The 17313-nt window shown below is 62.6% G+C and carries 20 protein-coding genes and 2 tRNA genes; 11 read left to right on the top strand and 11 right to left on the bottom strand.

What is annotated here, in order from left to right; all coding sequences use genetic code 11:
• The first annotated feature begins 14 nt into the window (after positions 1-14).
• Complete coding sequence (queA, locus tag JCM17207_RS12455) at positions 15-1043, top strand: tRNA preQ1(34) S-adenosylmethionine ribosyltransferase-isomerase QueA (RefSeq protein ID WP_238317950.1); 1029 nt, start codon at positions 15-17, stop codon at positions 1041-1043.
• 460 nt (positions 1044-1503) lie between these two features.
• Here queA and JCM17207_RS12450 read toward each other — a convergent pair whose 3' ends face one another.
• The gene (locus JCM17207_RS12450; protein WP_238317949.1) at positions 1504-2583 is read right to left on the bottom strand and encodes a 6-phosphofructokinase; all 1080 of its coding nucleotides are present in this window, start codon (positions 2581-2583) and stop codon (positions 1504-1506) included.
• Positions 2584-2818: 235 nt separating this feature from the next.
• Here JCM17207_RS12450 and JCM17207_RS12445 point away from each other — a divergent pair.
• Both JCM17207_RS12445 and JCM17207_RS12440 read left to right on the top strand, forming a co-directional pair.
• Positions 2819-2892, top strand: a tRNA-Gln gene (locus JCM17207_RS12445).
• A 29-nt stretch (positions 2893-2921) separates the two neighbouring features.
• Positions 2922-2997, top strand: a tRNA-Pro gene (locus JCM17207_RS12440).
• A 125-nt stretch (positions 2998-3122) separates the two neighbouring features.
• Here JCM17207_RS12440 and JCM17207_RS12435 read toward each other — a convergent pair.
• From JCM17207_RS12435 to JCM17207_RS12395, 9 genes are all read right to left on the bottom strand, one after another.
• Positions 3123-3497, bottom strand: coding sequence for a hypothetical protein (locus JCM17207_RS12435; protein ID WP_238317948.1), 375 nt, complete (start codon positions 3495-3497; stop codon positions 3123-3125).
• A gap of 18 nt (positions 3498-3515) precedes the next feature.
• A complete protein-coding gene (locus tag JCM17207_RS12430; protein ID WP_238317947.1) occupies positions 3516-4139 on the bottom strand; it encodes a glycoside hydrolase family 25 protein in 624 nt (207 codons plus the stop codon).
• 1 nt (position 4140) lies between these two features.
• Positions 4141-4581, bottom strand: coding sequence for a hypothetical protein (locus JCM17207_RS12425; RefSeq protein WP_238317946.1), 441 nt, complete (start codon positions 4579-4581; stop codon positions 4141-4143).
• Positions 4582-4644: 63 nt separating this feature from the next.
• Positions 4645-5160 carry a phage tail protein gene (locus tag JCM17207_RS12420; RefSeq protein ID WP_238317945.1) on the bottom strand — a complete coding sequence of 172 codons (516 nt, stop codon included), beginning with the start codon at positions 5158-5160 and terminating at the stop codon, positions 4645-4647.
• Positions 5161-5164: 4 nt separating this feature from the next.
• A complete protein-coding gene (locus JCM17207_RS12415) occupies positions 5165-5566 on the bottom strand; it encodes a hypothetical protein (RefSeq protein WP_238317944.1) in 402 nt (133 codons plus the stop codon).
• 9 nt (positions 5567-5575) lie between these two features.
• Entirely contained in the window at positions 5576-6316 is a 741-nt protein-coding gene (locus JCM17207_RS12410; protein WP_238317943.1) for a hypothetical protein, read from the bottom strand.
• A 25-nt stretch (positions 6317-6341) separates the two neighbouring features.
• Complete coding sequence (locus tag JCM17207_RS12405; protein WP_238317942.1) at positions 6342-7610, bottom strand: hypothetical protein; 1269 nt, start codon at positions 7608-7610, stop codon at positions 6342-6344.
• Between the two features lie 122 nt (positions 7611-7732).
• The gene (locus tag JCM17207_RS12400; protein WP_238317941.1) at positions 7733-8506 is read right to left on the bottom strand and encodes a DUF6291 domain-containing protein; all 774 of its coding nucleotides are present in this window, start codon (positions 8504-8506) and stop codon (positions 7733-7735) included.
• A gap of 120 nt (positions 8507-8626) precedes the next feature.
• Positions 8627-8845 carry a helix-turn-helix domain-containing protein gene (locus tag JCM17207_RS12395; protein WP_238317940.1) on the bottom strand — a complete coding sequence of 73 codons (219 nt, stop codon included), beginning with the start codon at positions 8843-8845 and terminating at the stop codon, positions 8627-8629.
• A gap of 173 nt (positions 8846-9018) precedes the next feature.
• On the opposite strand from JCM17207_RS12395, the gene JCM17207_RS12390 reads away from it, so the two are divergent.
• From JCM17207_RS12390 to JCM17207_RS12375, 4 genes are all read left to right on the top strand, one after another.
• Positions 9019-9651 carry a LexA family protein gene (locus JCM17207_RS12390; protein WP_238317939.1) on the top strand — a complete coding sequence of 211 codons (633 nt, stop codon included), beginning with the start codon at positions 9019-9021 and terminating at the stop codon, positions 9649-9651.
• A gap of 182 nt (positions 9652-9833) precedes the next feature.
• Entirely contained in the window at positions 9834-10379 is a 546-nt protein-coding gene (locus tag JCM17207_RS12385) for a ferritin family protein (protein ID WP_238317938.1), read from the top strand.
• A gap of 98 nt (positions 10380-10477) precedes the next feature.
• On the top strand, positions 10478-11236 hold the full coding sequence (locus tag JCM17207_RS12380; RefSeq protein ID WP_238317937.1) for a heparan-alpha-glucosaminide N-acetyltransferase: 759 nt from the start codon (positions 10478-10480) through the stop codon (positions 11234-11236).
• Between the two features lie 66 nt (positions 11237-11302).
• Complete coding sequence (locus JCM17207_RS12375; protein ID WP_238317936.1) at positions 11303-11464, top strand: DUF1540 domain-containing protein; 162 nt, start codon at positions 11303-11305, stop codon at positions 11462-11464.
• A gap of 94 nt (positions 11465-11558) precedes the next feature.
• Here the strand turns inward: JCM17207_RS12375 and JCM17207_RS12370 are convergent, their stop codons facing one another.
• Positions 11559-12173, bottom strand: a complete 615-nt coding sequence (locus tag JCM17207_RS12370; protein WP_238317935.1) for an HAD family hydrolase — start codon at positions 12171-12173, stop codon at positions 11559-11561.
• Between the two features lie 155 nt (positions 12174-12328).
• On the opposite strand from JCM17207_RS12370, the gene JCM17207_RS12365 reads away from it, so the two are divergent.
• The 4 genes from JCM17207_RS12365 (at position 12329) to tsf (ending at position 16554) form a co-directional block, all read left to right on the top strand.
• Positions 12329-12619 carry a PRC-barrel domain-containing protein gene (locus JCM17207_RS12365; RefSeq protein WP_238317934.1) on the top strand — a complete coding sequence of 97 codons (291 nt, stop codon included), beginning with the start codon at positions 12329-12331 and terminating at the stop codon, positions 12617-12619.
• Between the two features lie 128 nt (positions 12620-12747).
• On the top strand, positions 12748-14670 hold the full coding sequence (locus JCM17207_RS12360; protein WP_238317933.1) for an LTA synthase family protein: 1923 nt from the start codon (positions 12748-12750) through the stop codon (positions 14668-14670).
• Between the two features lie 195 nt (positions 14671-14865).
• Positions 14866-15588 carry a 30S ribosomal protein S2 gene (gene rpsB, locus JCM17207_RS12355; protein ID WP_238317932.1) on the top strand — a complete coding sequence of 241 codons (723 nt, stop codon included), beginning with the start codon at positions 14866-14868 and terminating at the stop codon, positions 15586-15588.
• Positions 15589-15633: 45 nt separating this feature from the next.
• Positions 15634-16554, top strand: a complete 921-nt coding sequence (gene tsf / locus JCM17207_RS12350) for a translation elongation factor Ts (protein ID WP_238317931.1) — start codon at positions 15634-15636, stop codon at positions 16552-16554.
• The last annotated feature ends 759 nt before the right edge of the window (positions 16555-17313 follow it).

Raw genomic sequence — 17313 nt, 5'->3', positions numbered from 1 at the left:
AGGCAAATGCTCGTATGTTAAGAAAAGATTTTTGGTACGATTTACCCAAAGAACTCATTGCTCAGGAGCCCGCAAATCCCCGGGATTCGGCGCGGCTGATGGTGCTGCATCGGGGCAGCGATTCCATCGAGCACCGGGTGTTTCGGGACCTCACGGCCTATCTTATGCCGGGAGATCTGCTGGTTGTGAACAATTCCAAGGTTCTGCCCGCCCGGATCATCGGCACCAAACAGCCCACCGGCGCGGTGTGTGAACTTTTGCTGCTGCGGCAGGTCAAGGGCGACCAGTGGGAGTGCCTGGCCCGGCCGGGCAAACGGATGCAGCCGGGCACCCGCGTCAGCTTCGGGGACGGCAGCCTGACGGCGGTGGTGGACGAGACCGAGGAGGACGGCAACAAGCTGGTGACCTTCTCCTACGACACCGAGACCCTCTACGAAAAGCTGGACGAATTCGGCAAGATGCCTCTGCCCCCCTACATCACCAAGCAGCTGGAGGACCAGAGCCAGTACCAGACCGTCTACGCCAAGGAGCTGGGCAGCGCGGCGGCCCCCACGGCGGGGCTCCACTTCACCCCCGAGCTGATGGACACCCTGCGGGCCCAGGGGGTCGATATCGCCGAGGTGACCCTCCATGTGGGCCTCGGCACCTTCCGCCCGGTGCAGGAGGACGAGATCACCGACCACAAGATGCACAGCGAGTGGTATTCCGTCAGCGAAGAGGTGGCCGAGAAGATCCGGGCCACCAAGGCGGCGGGCCATCGGGTGATTGCGGTGGGCACCACCAGCTGCCGCACCCTGGAGGCGGTGGCGGCCAAGTACGGCGAGATCCGCCCTTGCAGCGGCAACACCGATATTTTCCTCTACCCCGGCGTGGAGTTCAAGTGCATCGACGGCCTGATCACCAACTTCCACCTGCCCGAGAGCACCCTCATCATGCTGGTGTCGGCCTTCTACGGCTACGAGCGGACCCTGGCGGCCTATAAGGTGGCGGTGGAGGAGAAGTACCGCTTCTTCTCCTTTGGGGATGCAATGTTGATTATTTAAACCCGCCCTCCTCTTGCGCTGGCTGGTTTTCGCCGTTTGCAGCTGCGGGCGGCAGGGAAGAGGGGTGGCAGGATCGTCTTGTGCCGGAGGAAACCGCCAGGCCCTGCGCGGTTGATTTATACTCCCGCCCACCCGCCCATTAAAGGAACTTGGGGCTTCGCCCCAAACCCCGATTTAGGCCGCTGCTTCCCACTGGGCGGCAGTCGCTGCCCTCATTACAAAGATAAAAGCCCTGCATCTCGGGAATTTCCGGGACGCAGGGCTTTGTTATTGGTTGTTTGATCGCTGGAGCCAACCGCCGCGCCTTGGTTCCGGCGGCGGCCCGATAAGCAGTCGCTGGCGGTTTTATTTCCCCAGGAGCGACCTCTGCTTGCGGTAAACCGCAGGGCCTGACGGTTAGACGGGGGCATGGGGGCGGAGCCCCCATACCGAAAAAGGGAGGGTGGGCGGGTTCAAATAATTACCCCAGGCAAATCCCCATCCGGCGGGCGACGGCCAGCAAATCGCAGCTCTCGGGGATGTTGCGGCTCTTGCCCGCGATGTCGGCCAGACGGTTCTCGGTGACGTGGTTGTTGACCATGGCCACCGTCACGCCGTAGCGGTCGGCCTCCACCAGCTTGGCCGCGTAGCTGCCGAACTGGGTGGCCAGGACCCGGTCGTAGGCGCTGGGGCTGCCGCCCCGCTGCATGTGGCCCGGGATGCAGACCCGGGTCTCGAAGCCGGTCTTTTTCTGGACGGCGGCGGCGATCCGGTTGGTGGCGGTGGTGCCGAGGCCCGCCTCGGCCCGCTTTGCGGTCCACTCTTTCCGCTTCATCTTGGCTTCCTCGGTGTTGATGGCGCCCTCGGCCACCGCCAGGATGGAGAAGTTGGAGCCATTCTCGGCCCGCTTGACCACGGCGTTGCAGACCCGGTCGATGTCGTAGGGGATCTCGGGCAGCAGGATGATGTCGGCGCCGCCCGCGATGCCGGAATAAAGGGTCAGCCAGCCGGCCTTGTTGCCCATGATCTCGATGCACATCACCCGGCTGTGGCTGCCGGCGGTGGTGTGGATCCGGTCGATGACGTCGGTGGCGATGTCCACCGCCGTGTGGAAGCCGAAGGTCACCTCGGTGCCGTAGATGTCGTTGTCGATGGTCTTGGGCAGGCCGATGATGTTCAGCCCCTCCTGCGAAAGGAGGTTGGCGGTCTTGTGGGTGCCGTTGCCGCCCAGGGTCAGCAGGCAGTCCAGCTTGAGGGCCTTGTAGGTCTTTTTCATGGCGGCGACCTTGTCGATGTTGTCCTCTTCCACCACCCGCATCATCTTAAAGGGGGTGCGCTTGGTGCCCAGAATGGTGCCGCCCAGGGTCAACAGACCCCGGAAATCGTCCGGGCACATCTCCTTGTAATCCCCATTGATCAGGCCGTGGTAGCCGTTCAGGATGCCGATGATCTGGACATCGTCGCCCATCCGGGCGTAGAGCGCCTTGGCCACGCCGCGAATGGTTGCGTTCAAACCGGGGCAGTCGCCGCCGGAGGTCAGAATACCAACACGTTTTTTCAATGTGATCCCCTCATTTCAATTCAGAGTCTGTTCGGCCGGGCCTCTGCCGATACCGATTATTACTATAAGAGTATTCCGAAACCGCCCCCCTGTCAAGCGTCTGAGGCGGAAAAAACCTCTCCCGCAAAAAAAGCAAAAAATCTCAAAAAAGGAGTTGACAACCGCGGGGCAGGGGAGTATAATATCCCTCGTCAGCTGCGGCACACAACACACCGCCGCCTGACGAACCGAATAGTGGGGATTTGCATAGTGGTAGTGCGGCAGACTCTGACTCTGTTTGTGGGAGTTCGATTCTCTCATCCCCAACCAAACCGCAGTCTTACAGGCTGCGGTATTTTCGGGGCATAGCGCAGTTGGTAGCGCGCCTGGTTCGGGACTAGGAGGCCGTGGGTTCAAATCCCGCTGCTCCGACCAAAGCAAAACCCGTCTGATTTCTTGGGTCACCCAAGGATTCAGGCGGGTTTTCTTTTTTTGTTTCTGCGTAAAAAGAGCGGGCGGCCCCGTTTGAGGGGGCTGCCCGCCTTTTTCGGGGGCGGGGGTTAGGCCGCCAGCTTCTGGCGCCGGACCTCGGCCTCGATCCGGCCGGTGAGATAGGTCTCGGCGTCGCCGAAATTTTTCTCGATGTAGTCTTTCGCCTCCTGGCTCAAACTGCCCAGCAGGGTGGCCAGCGCCAGGGCCAGGGCGTGGAGCTGGGCCTCCTTATTAAAAGACCCGCTGGCTTTCAGGTCGTCCACATAGGTCTGGGTGGTGGCGTAGACGGCGTCCTCCAGCCGGCTGGTGATCTCGTCGGCCAGCCCGTCCGAGATGATTTTCGAGAGGAACTGCCGCAACAGCAGCAGCCCGAACCCCGAGACGGCGGGCACCGCCACCGTCAGCACCGAGAGAAACGCATTGGTGAGAAACTCGTTGACCATAAAATTCACCTCCTGATTTTAAAAGCCGTTCAGCCCGGCCCGCTGGATGATGGCCGGGTAGTCCTTGTAAGCGATGTCCAGATCCACCGGTCCCTGAACCCCCGGCACCTGGCCGGTGCTGGAATGCTGCCAGATCCCATAGGGCAGGGGGACTGCCCCGGGGGTGCTGCCGTAGGCCGCCACCCAGATGTCCAGGGCCTTGAGCTGGTCGGGGAGCACCCAGTGTTCCAGCCAGTCCCGGCTGCAATAAAGGCCGGTGTAGTAGCCGTGCTCCTCCAGCTCGGCGCAGAACACCCGGACGAGATCGGTCCGCTGCTGGCTGGTCAGGGCCTTGATCCCCGGCTCATACTCCTGGTCGAACCAGACCGGGTACTCAAAGCGCTTGCCCTGAATGGCCTTCAGGCAGGTGTGGGCCTCTTTTAAGGCACCGTAGGGGTCTGTGGCGTAGCTGTACCAGTAGGCCCCCACCGGCAGCCCCACCGCTTTGCAGGCGGCATAGTTTTTCTCGAAACAGGGGTCCACCTGGCTTATCTCCCGGCCGTACCCGGCCCGGAGGATGGCGAACTCCACCCCCGAATCTTTGACCTTCTGCCAGTCGATTTCCCCCTGGTGTTTGGAGACATCGATTCCCTTCACTTCCATTTTATCCCCTCTCCATCTCCCCGAGAAAATCGTGCTTTGCCAGCCGGTCGTCGTAGACCCGGCCAATGTTGGCGACGGCGTGCCTGGCCCGGTTGTTTTTGTAGTCGGGGTGGCTGCGGCAGTAGCTCTCGTACTGATCAATTTCGGCCAAAACCTCGATGAAATCCTCCCGGGTGTGGTCGATCCCCCGCAAAAGCTCGGTGTTAAAGGCCAGGATCTTGGCCCGGTGGGCGTCGGCGTTCCGCTCGTCGTCCAGCCGGATGTGCTCCTCCAGGGCCGCCTTGGTGGCGGAAAGCTCTTTGAGCAAATCCGCGTTCACCGCCCGGCCCAGGGCTTTGGCCAGGGCGGACCAGGGGTTCCACTTCACCGGGGCGATCTCCACCAGGCCGAACAAAAGGCAGAGCAGCCCGCCGCCGCCCAGCAAAAATTCCGACAGCGTCACCCCGTCACCCCCCGGCAGCCCGGTAGGGAACGGGTCTTTGGGTTTGCCATGGCCGCACCTCCTTTAATACTTGATGCAGGGCAAAAGGGTGAGGGTCCGGGTGATGCGGCTTCCCTGGCCGGTCAAAAAGGTATCCGCTTTGCCGATGGTGAGCCGGTTGCCCTCGATGATCTTGGCGTGCAGGTCGGGCAGGGCAAAGGTGGTCTCGCCGTCCCCCTCGCCGAAGGTGGTGCCGAGGACGGCGAACAGGGCCGCATAGGTGCTGCGCTCCACCACCGCGCCGTTGCAGATCAAATAGCCCTCGGGGGGCGTCTCTCCCGCGAACCAGATCACGCTGCCCGCCGGGACGCCCGCGCCCGACTGCCCGGCCGCCGCCGCGATTTTCTGGTCCGTCTCTTCTTTGGTGTAGGCGTCGATCTCCCACCGCTGGGCTTCGGCCAGCTTGCCGTCGCTGCCCAGGGTCGCGTAGCCGTCCGGAATCAGCGCGCCGGGGATTTTGCCGTCGCTGCCCAGAACCACCACCCCGCCGGGAACGTTTTCCTCGGGGGAAAAGCCTACGTTTACCGATCCAAAACCCACGTTATCAGCCTCCTTGTGCTCCTTTTAAAATTCGATATTCGCCCGAGAGGGTGCTCTTCGGGGCCGAGACCGCCCGGAACCGCAGTGCCCCGGCCAGGGTCTCGACGGTGGGGCAGAGCCCGCAGGCGGACGCCGCCGCCATGCTGCCCGCCGCCAGCGCCACCTGGACGCTGTCCGCGGCGGTGACCGATGCGGCGGCTACATCCCGATACACCTTGTAGGGGCCGGACGTGCTGGACTTCCACCCCGTGGCGGGGATGGAGAGGGCCGCCGCCGGGAACTCCGACGCATCCGCCAGGGCCTCCAGCACCCCATAAATGGCCTGGCCGTCCTTCTGGGTCAGGCAAAGGCTCCTGAGCAGAGCCTCCAGCGCTTTCACACCGGCGTCATCCAGATATTTTTTCATGGCCGCTCCTTACTCCCAGCCATCAAAAATGGCCTGGATTTCCTCTGAGGTCATGGGCACGAGCTCGGCCGCTTTGAGGTAGCTGGCCAACTTGGTATCGGTGCTGGAATTGGCCGAAGAGATGGCCTGGCTCTTGGCGGTGGCGATGGCGCTGGTCATGGCCGAGGTGGTGGCGTAGCCGGATAAATCCACAAAGCCCGCCAGAACGTCGAACTTGTAGGTTCTGCTGCCCGCGTCCACCACCACCACGTTGGTCCCTGCCGGGTACTTCTTGCCCGAGCCCTCCATAAAGCTGGAAGTAGTGGTGAAAGCGTCGGTCACGTTGTAGACCTTGCCCAGCACGCTGGCCGAGAGGGCCGGCAGGGAGGCGAAGGCCACCGAGCCGCCGGGCTTGTAGACCGAGGCGATCTTGGAATTGATGGCCGAGGTCACCTGGGAGCTGGTCTGGAACCCGGAGTCGTTGGTGATCTGGCTGACCTTGGTGGGGACGGTGATGTTGACGGCCTTGGAGCCGTCGGGGGTCAGGGGGCTGCCGTTGACCTTGACCGTCTCGATGACGTTGGCCTCGGCCCCGGCGCTCTCGAGGGAGTCCACCTTCTGGGCGGCCTGGTCGTACTTGGCCTTGAGCTCGTTGGTCAGGTCGTTGGTGGACAGGCCCTTGCCCGCCACGGGGCGGACCACCCGGGTTTTCAGTGCGTCCATCAGCTCCTGGATGTTCGCCGGATTTGCGTAGATGATGTTGTTTGCCATTTGTTATCCTCCTTTGTTTGTTGGATCAATTCTCCGAAAAAGCCCGGGCCACGATCTCGCTCATAACGCCTTCTGCGGCCGGGACCGGGATATCTTTCACGGAGATTTTGCCGTCGCTGGTTACGTTCACGTTTTCGCCGATCATCACGCCGCCCAGGGTGTTGGCGGTGGCGATGGGCAGGCCCCCCGCGCCGCCCCCGGACAGCAGGATCAGGGTGGCGGGGAGTTCGGCGGCCGGGGCCCGTTTGGCCCAGAGCCGCACCGCCCCCGCCCGGGTCTGGGCCACCGGGTAAAGCCCGGCATCCCGGGCCCCGGCCAGGGCCTCGGGGTGGAGGGCCAGAAGGGGAATCTGGCTTTCCTCCGCTCCCGCTACGGCCACGTCCAGGGCCAGGGGGGCGGTTTCGTCCTGGAACCACCCTTCCGCCGGGACGGTGATCTCCCGCACTACGGTGCGGGCCGCGATGGAGAGATACTCCTGGGCGGTCTGGGCGCTCTCGGCGGCGCTGGTGGCGGCATTCTCCGCCCGGCCGGTGAGCTGGGCGGCTTCCTCTGCGGCGGCCTGGGCGGTCCCGGCGCTGGCGCTGGCCTCGGCCTGGGCGGCCTCGGCGGCGCTCCGGGCGGCTTCGGCCTGTTTTGCGGCTTCCTCTGCCCGTCCGGCGGCCCCCGCCGGTTCCGAGGCGGCGGCTTTGCGGGCGCTCTCCGCTGCGGCGGCTTCGCTCTCGGCGGCATTGGCCGCGCTCTGGGCGGCTTCGGCGGCGCTGGCGGCGGCAGAGTCCGCGGCTTTTTCGGCGGCGGCTTCGCTCTGGCCCGCCGCTTCGGCCTTTTCGGCGGCGTCCTCCCGGCTTTCCGCCGCGGCCCGGGCGCTTTCGGCGGCGGCGGCCTCGCTCTTGGCCGCCGCCAGCACCGCCTGTTCCAGGACCGAGGGGGTGGCCTGGCTCTCCGGCCCCTCCACCGGGGCGTGGTCCGCCACCAGGTAGGGCAGGTCGCAGCTGATCCGCTGCACCCCCTCGGCCAGCCCCGCGAAAACCATCCGGCCCGGGTAGAGCAGGCTGGACGAGGCGGTGGCCTCCGGCGGGACCTCCACCAGACAGTCCTCCTTCACCAGCAGCCGGACGGGGCGGTTCCGGCCGGGCGGGTGGAAGGTGACGGTGATGGCCAGCCCCTCCCAGCCGGGGCCGGGCAGGAGTTTCAGCCGTTCGATGCCGTAGCTGTCCCGGGTGCCCAGATGAAGGGGGCCGCCCCTGGGGGGCTGGGGCCTCGCCTGGTAGCCGGCGAGTTCAATGGTGTGTGTCATCGGTTCGCTCCTTTCCATGAGAATGTTTTTTCCATTTTACAGGGCCGGGGGGCGGGGGGCCAGTGTGCATTTTTTGCCCCGGTTCCCGGTGGATTTCCCTCCCATGGGGGGAAACGCCCCCCTCAATCTCTCCGCTTGCGGCGGAAAGGGCGGGTGGCGGCGTCCGCCAAAAAGTCCCGCCCGCTGGGGGCCGGCCGGTCCACCCGCTGGCCCCGGCCGCTGCCGCTGTGGGCGGCCTGGAACTGGGCTAGGGTTTTGCACCCCTGGGCGATGGTGCGTTCCAGGCTGGCCCGCAGATAGGGCAGGGGGGCGCTGGCCTCGTATTCGGCGGTGCGGCGGATCGCCTCGGCCAGCACCGCATCTTCTACCCCTTTGGCCCGGCAATCGTCCAGCAGCCGCTGGAGCGCCGGGCTCACCTGACTGCCCAGCCCCAGCTGAATCCAGACCTGTTCGGGGGTCATCGTCGTCGTCGTCCCCGCTTCGGGAGAAGGAGGTTTGGAGGATGAAAATCCAGTTCCAGGTTCAGTTTCAGGGACAGGCTCAGGCTCAGGGACAGGCTCAGGTTCAGGGACAGGGACAGTTACAGCTTGATTTGCCTGGTTTTGCCCGGTTTGCCTGGCAAAAGCAGCATTTGCTTGGCGCTGCTTGCCGCCCAGGGCCCCGGCTTTTTGCCGTTTTTGGCGGATTTCGTCCCATTTTTGGGTGTTGGCGTCCAGGCGCAGCCGGACAAACTGAAAGGCCATGGCGGCGGCCGGGTTCTCAAACCCCGGGGCAAGCCCGGTGTCGGTGTAATCCAAAATCGCCAAAAACAAACGGCCCACGTCCTCCAGCGGCAAAGTCCGCAAAGGCTCCGCCCAGTCGGTGTAGAGAAGTACGCTTTTCTTGCTTTCGTCCATATCCGCTCCTGTTCCGGCCGGTTACCGGACGGCCCGGCGGGGCAGCCCCGGGGCCAAAGTCCCGCCGCCGGCGGGAGGGTGAATCTGCTTCATGGGGGGTGTTCCTCTCTTTCCGTGTAATTAAATTACACGATTTTTGCAAAAAAAGATGGCGACTTTTTCCCGCAGGGTCAGCCCCAGCAGCTCGGCCAGATCGTCCATCTCGCTGACCGTGAACTCCCGCTGGTTCTCGATTTTGCGCTGCAAGGTGGAGGGGCAGATCCCCATTTTCCGGGCCAGAGCCTTGTACTTGTAGCCGGAGCGGGCCACCCGGCGGCGCAGTTCGTTTGTGTTGGTCATGGTCTCACCTCAATTTTTTGTGGTTTTTGCAATCGGATTTTGTTGAACTAAATTCCACACCACAAGGATACCACGCAGGAGAATGAAAGTCAACAATTCTTGGGGGAATCCTCCGCCGCACTTGAATTTTGTTCCACAATGTGGTATCCTGTTGAGGTAAGGAGGGGAACCATATGGCGAACATATACGAACGGATCAAAGCCCGGCGCCAGGAGCTGGGGCTGACGGTGGAAGAGCTGGCCAACCGGATGGGGTATAAGGACAAATCCTCCATCAGCAAGATCGAAAACGGCAAGGCGGATATCCCCCAGTCCAAGGTGGAGGCCTTTGCCCGGGCGCTGGAGACCACGACGGCCTATCTCATGGGGATCGACGAGGAGAAAGAGCCTCTGCCCGAGGCGGCCATCCCGGTGCGGCCGGGGCCGATGATTCCGGTGCTGGGCCAGGTGCGGTGCGGCTGCCCCATGTATGCCGAGGAGAACATCAGCGGGTATGTGTCCTATCTCGGGAACAGCGGCGAGAAATACTACGCCCTGCGGGCGGTGGGGGACAGCATGAACGCGGCGGGGATCAACGACGGGGACACCGTCATCGTCCGCCAGCAGGAGGCGGTGGACCCCAACACCATCGCGGTGGTCTGCATCAACGGGGACGAGGCCACCTTGAAGCGGTTCCGCCAGGATGGGGACACGGTGTTCCTCTCGCCCCAGAGCTATAACCCCCAGTACCAGGTCCAGGTGTACGACCTGAAAAAAACCCCCGTCCACGTCATGGGCCGGGTGATGGAAGTGCGGAAAACCTTCTAATCTTTTCTATCAAAGGGAACGGCTGGGGCGGGGTTTTGGCCGAACTGTAAACAAACTGTTAAATGAGAATGGTTCTCATATATTAGCCTTGACTAACTTCCGGTCCGGCGGGTATAATGGCGTCGTTGAAACGACAGCACTCTGCTGTTGCGAGTGTTTAAGACATATGGAGGTTTATTACTATGGCAAAGTACGTTTGTAAAGTTTGTGGTTACATCGCTGAGGGCTCCATCCCCGAGAAGTGCCCTGTCTGCAAGGCTCCCGCTTCCGCTTTCGTTGAGAAGGTGGGCAACGAGTACGTCACCGAGCACGTGGTGGGCATCGCCAAGTCCGAGGACGTGCCCCAGGATATCGTCGACGGCCTGCGCGCCAACTTCGAGGGCGAGTGCAGCGAGGTCGGCATGTACCTGGCTATGTCCCGCGTGGCTGAGCGCGAGGGCTACCCCGAGATCGCCGAGGCTTACAAGCGCTACGCCTTCGAGGAGGCCGAGCACGCCGCCAAGTTCGCCGAGCTGCTGGGCGAGGTGCTGACCGACAGCACCAAGAAGAACCTGGAGATGCGCGCCGAGGCCGAGTGCGGCGCCTGCTCCGGCAAGATGGAGCTGGCCAAGAAGGCCAAGGCTCTGAACCTGGACGCCATCCACGACACCGTTCACGAGATGGCCAAGGACGAGGCCCGTCACGGCCGCGGCTTTGAGGGCCTGCTGAAGCGTTACTTCAACGCCTGATTTTAACAGTTTGAACCTCTGGGAGGGTGAGCCGGGTGCGGCTTGCCCTCCCTTTTGTCGGTTCCGCCGCCGGCCTTTTGCGGAAAGGATAATCAACGATGGAACAAGCGAAACAATCCCCCGTGCGGTATCATCTGCTGGATGAATTGCGGGGGCTCAACCTGATCAATATGGTGGTGTACCACGGCCTGTGGGACCTGGTGTTTCTCTACGGGGTGCGGGCCGACTGGTACCTGGGCCTGCCGGGGAAGATCTGGCAGGTGTCGGGCTGCTGCCTGTTCATCCTGCTGTCGGGGTTCTGCGTGCCCTTTGGCCGTCACACCGCCCGCCGGGGCGCCCAGGTGTTCGGGGCGGGGGCGCTGGTCACCCTGGTGACCTGGCTCTTTATGCCCGAGACATTGGTCCTCTTCGGGGTGCTCACCATGCTGGGCTCCGCCATGCTCCTCACGGCGGCCCTTCGGCCCCTCTTTGAAAAAGTCCCCGCCGGGGTGGGGTTTGGGGTCAGCCTGGCCCTCTTTCTGGTTACTTATAATGTCAATATGGGGGGCCTGGGCTTTGAGTCCTGGTGGCTCATGACCCTGCCCCGGGGCCTTTACGCCAACCTCTTCACCGCCTTTTTGGGGTTCCCGCAGCCGGGGTTTTATTCCACCGACTATTTCTCCCTGATCCCCTGGGTGTTTTTGTTCTGGGCGGGGTACTTCCTCCACCGGCTGGTGGGCCGGGCCCGGATGGAACCCCTCCGCCGTTCGGTCTGCCCGCCCCTGGGCTGGCTGGGCCGCCACTCTTTGATCTTCTATCTGCTCCACCAGCCGGTGGTCTTTGGGGTGCTCTATCTTTTCTTCTCCCTCCGGGGCTGACAAAATCTTCCAGCCGGAATAACGCCCTCACGGGTCGGGCATACTGCTGACAGTGAGGTGATAAAAATGGAGAACAAAGGTGTTATTTGTGATGTCTGCGAGTGCCGCTACAATGTGGGCAGCTGCAAATGCGATCTGCCCCAGATTAAGGTGACCGAGCACTGCGACAGCTGTGCCACTCAGCAGATGGAGACCCCCCACTTCTGCCAGAGCTTCGAGAAGAAATAACCTTTAGGCTCTGAACAAAGCGAATTCCCCGCTGTGTTTCCAACGGAAACCCGGCGGGGAATTTGTTGTTTGTATTGGTTTGTGCGGGGCGGGATCACCGCAGGGAGATGTTGCAGGTGGCCAGGCTCCGCACCAGGGTGCCCACGCTCTCTTTCATCTGCAAACCGTTCATCCCCAGCTGGAAGGCCGTCTGGACGTTGGGGCGGCTGTCGTCGATGAAAACGCACTCGGTGGCCTTGAGGTTGTATTTTTCCAAAAGGGCCTGGTAGATCCGGGGGTCGGGCTTGTTGATGTGGACCTCGCAGGAGGCGATCCCCCCGTCGAACTTGTCCAGCAGCCCCTTCTCCCGCAAGAGGGCCAGGGCGTCCTCGGGCATATTGGAGAGGTAATAGACGCAGTAGCCGTGGCTCTTCAGCCGGCGCACCAGGTCCAGCATCCGCCGCCGGATCCGGAGAATGCTCATCCAGTCGTCCAGCACCTCCTGCACCTCGAACAGACAGCCCTCGGCCTTGGCGTCTTCCAGCATCTTCTGGTTGCCCTCGAACCGGGAGATCAGCCCCGCGTCCAGCTGGGCCCAGGTCTCGCTGCCGAAGGTCAGCCGGTAGATCTTTTCCTCGGCGGATTCGTGGCAGAACCGCTCCATCAGGTAATCCTTGGGGTCAAAATCCACCATGACCCCGCCAAAATCAAAAATAATATTTTTGTACATAGCTGTACCTCTTTGCCGTTTTTTCCAGTATAGCACAATCCTGGCGGGAATTTCCACTCCCTTCTGAGCCCGGGCGGGAATAAAGCCGCCCCGGGGCGCATATTGTCTTTTTAATCGGGGGTGGATCGCATCCCCGTGCGAGAGGGGGTACTACTGTGACATTTCGGGAATTATGTGCCAAAGAGGTGGTCCAGCTCCAGGAGGGGGCCTGCCTCGGGAAGGTGGACGATATGGTGATCGACCTGGAACACGCCCAGATCGAGAGCCTGCTGATGCTGGGGCGGCCGCGGCTGTTCGGGCTGCTGGGCCGGGGGGAGACCCTGACCATCCCCTGGAGCGACATCGAGAAGATCGGGGCCGATGCCCTGCTGGTCAAAACGCCCCTGCCGGAGGAGTCATCCCCCCAGCCCGGACTGCTGGACCGGCTGCTGGGCCGGACCAAATGAGGGGATTTTACACCAAACTTTCGATCTTTCCCGGTGGATTTTAAAAAAAACTGCGTTATAATGGGTGCCGGGCCTGCCGCGCTTTGGCGGCAGAATCTGAAACAGAAGAGGAAGTGAACCGTTTTTCTATGAATCGCAGGCAGACAGAGCTGCCGCTGCTTTGGGCCCGGGGGCTTTTCCCGGCGGGGGCGGCGCTGGTGGTTCTGGTTTTGACCGAGTGGATCGCCCGGGGGGCCCTGACGGCGGAGACTTTCACCGAGTATATCCTGCCCCACGGGTCGGCCTATCTTCTGGCCTGGGGCTTTTTGCTCCTCTGCTGGCAGGTGACGGACGCCGCCACCCGGCTGGCGCCCCTGGCTACTTTTTTGACCGCCTGTCTGGGGTGCGTCCCGGCGGCGGTCAATTATTATACCCTCCAGCTTCGGGGCGAGCCCTTTTTGCCCTGGGACCTCTCCCAGGTGTCCGAGGCGGCCGGGGTGGCCGCTGCGGCGGGGATCAAGATCCAGCCCGGCATGGCCTGGTCGATGGGGATCATCGCGGCCCTGGTGGGGCTGACCTTCTGGCTCTACCGGGGCCGGGCCCCGCTGGCCCTGCCTCACCGTCTGGTGGAGCTGGCGGCGGCCTCGGCGGCCCTGGCGGCCCTGGTGTTCGGGGTCTATCTCCAGCCCACGGTCACGGCCTGGCTGGGGATCTACCCCGACGCCTGGATGCAGGACCGGTATTACCGCTGGTACGGAGTCATCACCGGCTTTATGACCAACCTCACCAACCTGGAAATCGACAAACCCGAGGACTATTCCGAAGAGGCGGTGAACGCCGTCCTGGACGCGGTGGAAAAAGCCGATGGGGCGGCGGGGGAGAACTTCCCCGAAAGTTACGGCGCCACCGAATCAAACCCCGAAGAACAGCCCACCATTATCTATGTGATGAACGAGTCCTACTGGGACGTAAGCCAGCTGGAGGACTACGGCGTGGTCTTTGACACCGACCTTTCCCCCAACCTCCACGCCCTCCAGCAGTCGGCGGCCAGCGGCAAGGTGTACAGCCCCAGTTTCGGCGGCGGCACCTGTGACGTGGAGTTCGAGGCCCTCACCGGGTTCTCGGTGTCCTTTCTGCCCTCGGGGTGCAAACCCTACCAGCAGCACGTGACACACCCCATGTTCTCCCTGCCCGCCTGGCTCAAGGCCCAGGGCTACCAGACGGCGGCGGTCCATTGCTTCTACGCCAAATACTGGAGCCGGAACACCGCCTATCCGAACCTGGGGCTGGACGAGTTCATCAGCCTGGAGGATATGCGGGGGGTCGAGCGGGTCCGGGATTACTATTGGAGCGGGGGCCTTGTGTCCGACGCCTCCATGGCCGACCAGATCATCCAGGAATATGAGTCCCTGAAAGCCGAGTCCGACGCGCCGGTGTTCCTCCACGCGGTGACCATGCAGAACCACACCAACTACAACGCCGCCAACTACCCCGACGATGAGCGGGTGCGGGTTCTCTCGGCCCCTGCGGGGCTCAAGGCGAGCACCATCGGCGCTTTGGAAGATTTTGCCACCGGCGTCCGGGACGCCGACGCCATGCTGGGCCAGCTGGTGGAGTATTTCTCCGGGGTGGACGAGCCGGTGATCCTGGTGTTCTGGGGGGACCACTATAACCCCATCGACTCGGGGTACGACGTCTACACCGCCACCGGCTATGCGGGGGACTCGGCCTCCGACCCGGCCCTCCACCAGACCACCCTTCTCATGTGGTCCAACTACACCGACCAGCCGGTGGACCTGGGCACCATCGCGGCCTATGAGATCTCCCCGGTGATGATGGACCTCTACGGGCTGGAACAGCCCCTTTTCTTCCAGTACCTGAACCTCCAGCTCAAGGAGGGCTACCGCAGCCACACCGGCGGGGTGACCGTCAACTGGGACGGCACCATCACCCAGGAGCTGACCGAGGACCAGGCCGCCTGGAACCGGAACCACTGGCTGCTCCAATACGATCTCATGTTCGGCGGGGAGTACGCCCTCGATCGGATGGGCCTTGACCTGGGCGGGGAGTAACCACGGCGGAAAAATTCTGTAAAAAGGGCGAAAAACCTCTTGCAACCGCCGCTTTTCTGTGTTATTATATCCGAGTATCACACACGCATCACTATGCCCTCATGTGCCGAACCGGTGGAGGGCAGTCCACCCCACCCGATGTGGGGGCGGATCATGGTGTGCGGAGGCAAAACAATTTTTGGAGGTAATTTTATCATGGCAGTCGTTTCTATGAAGCAGCTTCTCGAAGCAGGCGTGCACTTCGGTCACCAGACCCGCCGCTGGAACCCCAAGATGGCGAAGTATATCTTCACCGAGCGCAACGGCATCTATATCATCGACCTGCAGAAGACCGTTAAGAAGCTGGACGAGGCTTATAACTACGTGAAGGAAGTCGCAGCCGAGGGCGGCGACATCCTGTTCGTCGGCACCAAGAAGCAGGCCCAGGAGTCCATCCGTGACGAGGCTCTGCGCTGCGGCATGCACTACGTCAACGCTCGCTGGCTGGGCGGCATGCTGACCAACTTCCGCACCATCCGCAAGCGGATCGACCGGATGGAGCAGCTGGCTAAGATGAAGGAGAACGGCACCTTCGAGCTGCTGCCCAAGAAGGAAGTCGCCAAGCTCGAGCTGGAGATGGAGAAGCTGGACAAGTACCTGGGCGGCGTCAAGAACATGAAGGTCCTGCCCAAGGCCATGTTCATCGTTGACCCCCACAAGGAGCGCATCGCTGTGGCCGAGGCCCGCAAGCTGAACATCCCCATCGTGGCCATCGTTGACACCAACTGCAACCCCGACGAGATCGACTGGGTCATCCCCGGCAACGACGACGCCATCCGCGCTGTCAAGCTGATCGCCGGCGCTATGGCCGACGCTGTCCTGGAGGGCAAGCAGGGCAACCAGGAGGCTGCCCCCGCCGAGGAAGCTGCCAACGCCTGATTTTTCCGTATCAACGCGAAAAAACGAGTAAGGGAGAGTACAAAAATGGCTATTTCTGCAAAGGACGTTATGGAGCTGCGCAAGCAGACCGACTGCGGCATGATGGAGTGCAAGAAGGCTCTGACCGAGGCTAACGGCGATTTCGCCAAGGCGGTCGAGCTGCTGCGTGAGCGTGGCCTGGCCACCGCCGCCAAGAAGGCCGGCCGCATCGCTGCCGAGGGCATGGTCTACGCTGATTACTGCCCCCAGTGCAAGGTGGGCGTTGTCATCGAGGTCAACGCTGAGACCGACTTCGTCGCCAAGAACGACAAGTTCGTCGCCTTCGTCAAGGATGCCGCCAAGGTCATCATGGAGCAGAACCCCGCCGATGTGGACGCTCTGATGAACTGCAAGATGGGCGAGGGCACCGTCGACGACGGCCTCAAGCAGCTGATCCTGGTCATCAAGGAGAACATCAAGGTTCGCCGTTTTGTCCGTTACGAGGGCGCCTGCGCTGCCTACGTCCACGGCGGCGGCACCCACGCTGTTCTGGTTGACTTCGAGACCTCTGACGAGATCGCCGCCAAGCCCGAGTTTGCCGCTTACGGCAAGGACATCGCCATGCAGATCGCCGCTGCCAACCCCAGCTACGTCGACGAGGCCAACGTCCCCGCCGAGGTGGTTGCCAAGGAGAAGGAGATCATGCTGGCCCAGATGGCTGGCGATCCCAAGACCGCCAACAAGCCCGAGGCTGTCAAGGCCAAGATGGTGGAAGGCAAGATCAAGAAGTTCTTCAAGGAGAACTGCCTGGTCGAGCAGGAGTTCGTCAAGGACGGCGACCTGACCGTTGGCCAGTACACCGCCAAGGTTGCCAAGGAGCTGGGCGGCGACATCAAGATCGTCAAGTTCGCCCGCTTCCAGAAGGGCGAGGGCCTGGAGAAGCGCGCCGACGACTTCGCTTCTGAGGTCGCCAGCATGGTGAAGTAAGCCTTTCCGGCCCAAACACCCACAATCTAAAACCCCATCGGGGCGCTGCCTGTCACAGGGCAGCGCCCTTTTTTCATTCGCGGCGTAACCTCATGGTACCGGCAGGCCCGCGCCGCGACAGTTTTTCGTCCGCGGCGTAACCTCATGGTACCGGCAGGCCCGCGCCGCGACAGTTTTTCGTCCGCGGCGTAACCTCATGGTGCCGACAGGCCCGCGCCGCGGCAGCTTTTCGTCCGCGGCGTAACCTCATGGTACCGGCGGGCTCGCGCCGCGACAGTTTTTCGTCCGCGGCGTAACCTCATGGTACCGGCGGGATCGTCCCACGCGGGAGGAAACCGCCAGGCCCTGCGCGGTTGATCTATACTCCCGCCCTTCTCTTGCGCTGAGCCGATTTTTGCTGCGAGATGCGATGCGCTCTTGCAAAAACCGGAGCGCGGCGCCAACAACGCCTTGCTGTTTCCGCCACTGGCGGCGCTTCGGCGTTGTTGCCCGCCCTTTCAATGAACCTGGGGCTCCTGCTCGCTTGCACTAAGGCAGCCGAACGGTTTGAACAGCAGGAACCGCCACTACAGACCGCGAGGTGGGATGTCTTGGCGGGGCCGGATCTCTTGCGCTGAACCAATATTTGCGGCGGGACTTGCGCCCTTGCAAATATTGGAGCGCGGCGCCAACAACGCCTTGCTGTTTCCGCCACTGGCGGCGCTTCGGCGTTGTTGCTGGGCAAACCCGGGCGGCGGCCCCAGGAGAAGCTGCTCCCGG

The organism is Faecalibacterium gallinarum (genome assembly GCF_022180365.1).
GTDB lineage: Bacteria > Bacillota > Clostridia > Oscillospirales > Ruminococcaceae > Faecalibacterium > Faecalibacterium gallinarum.
This window is presented reverse-complemented; position numbering and strand designations above follow the sequence as displayed.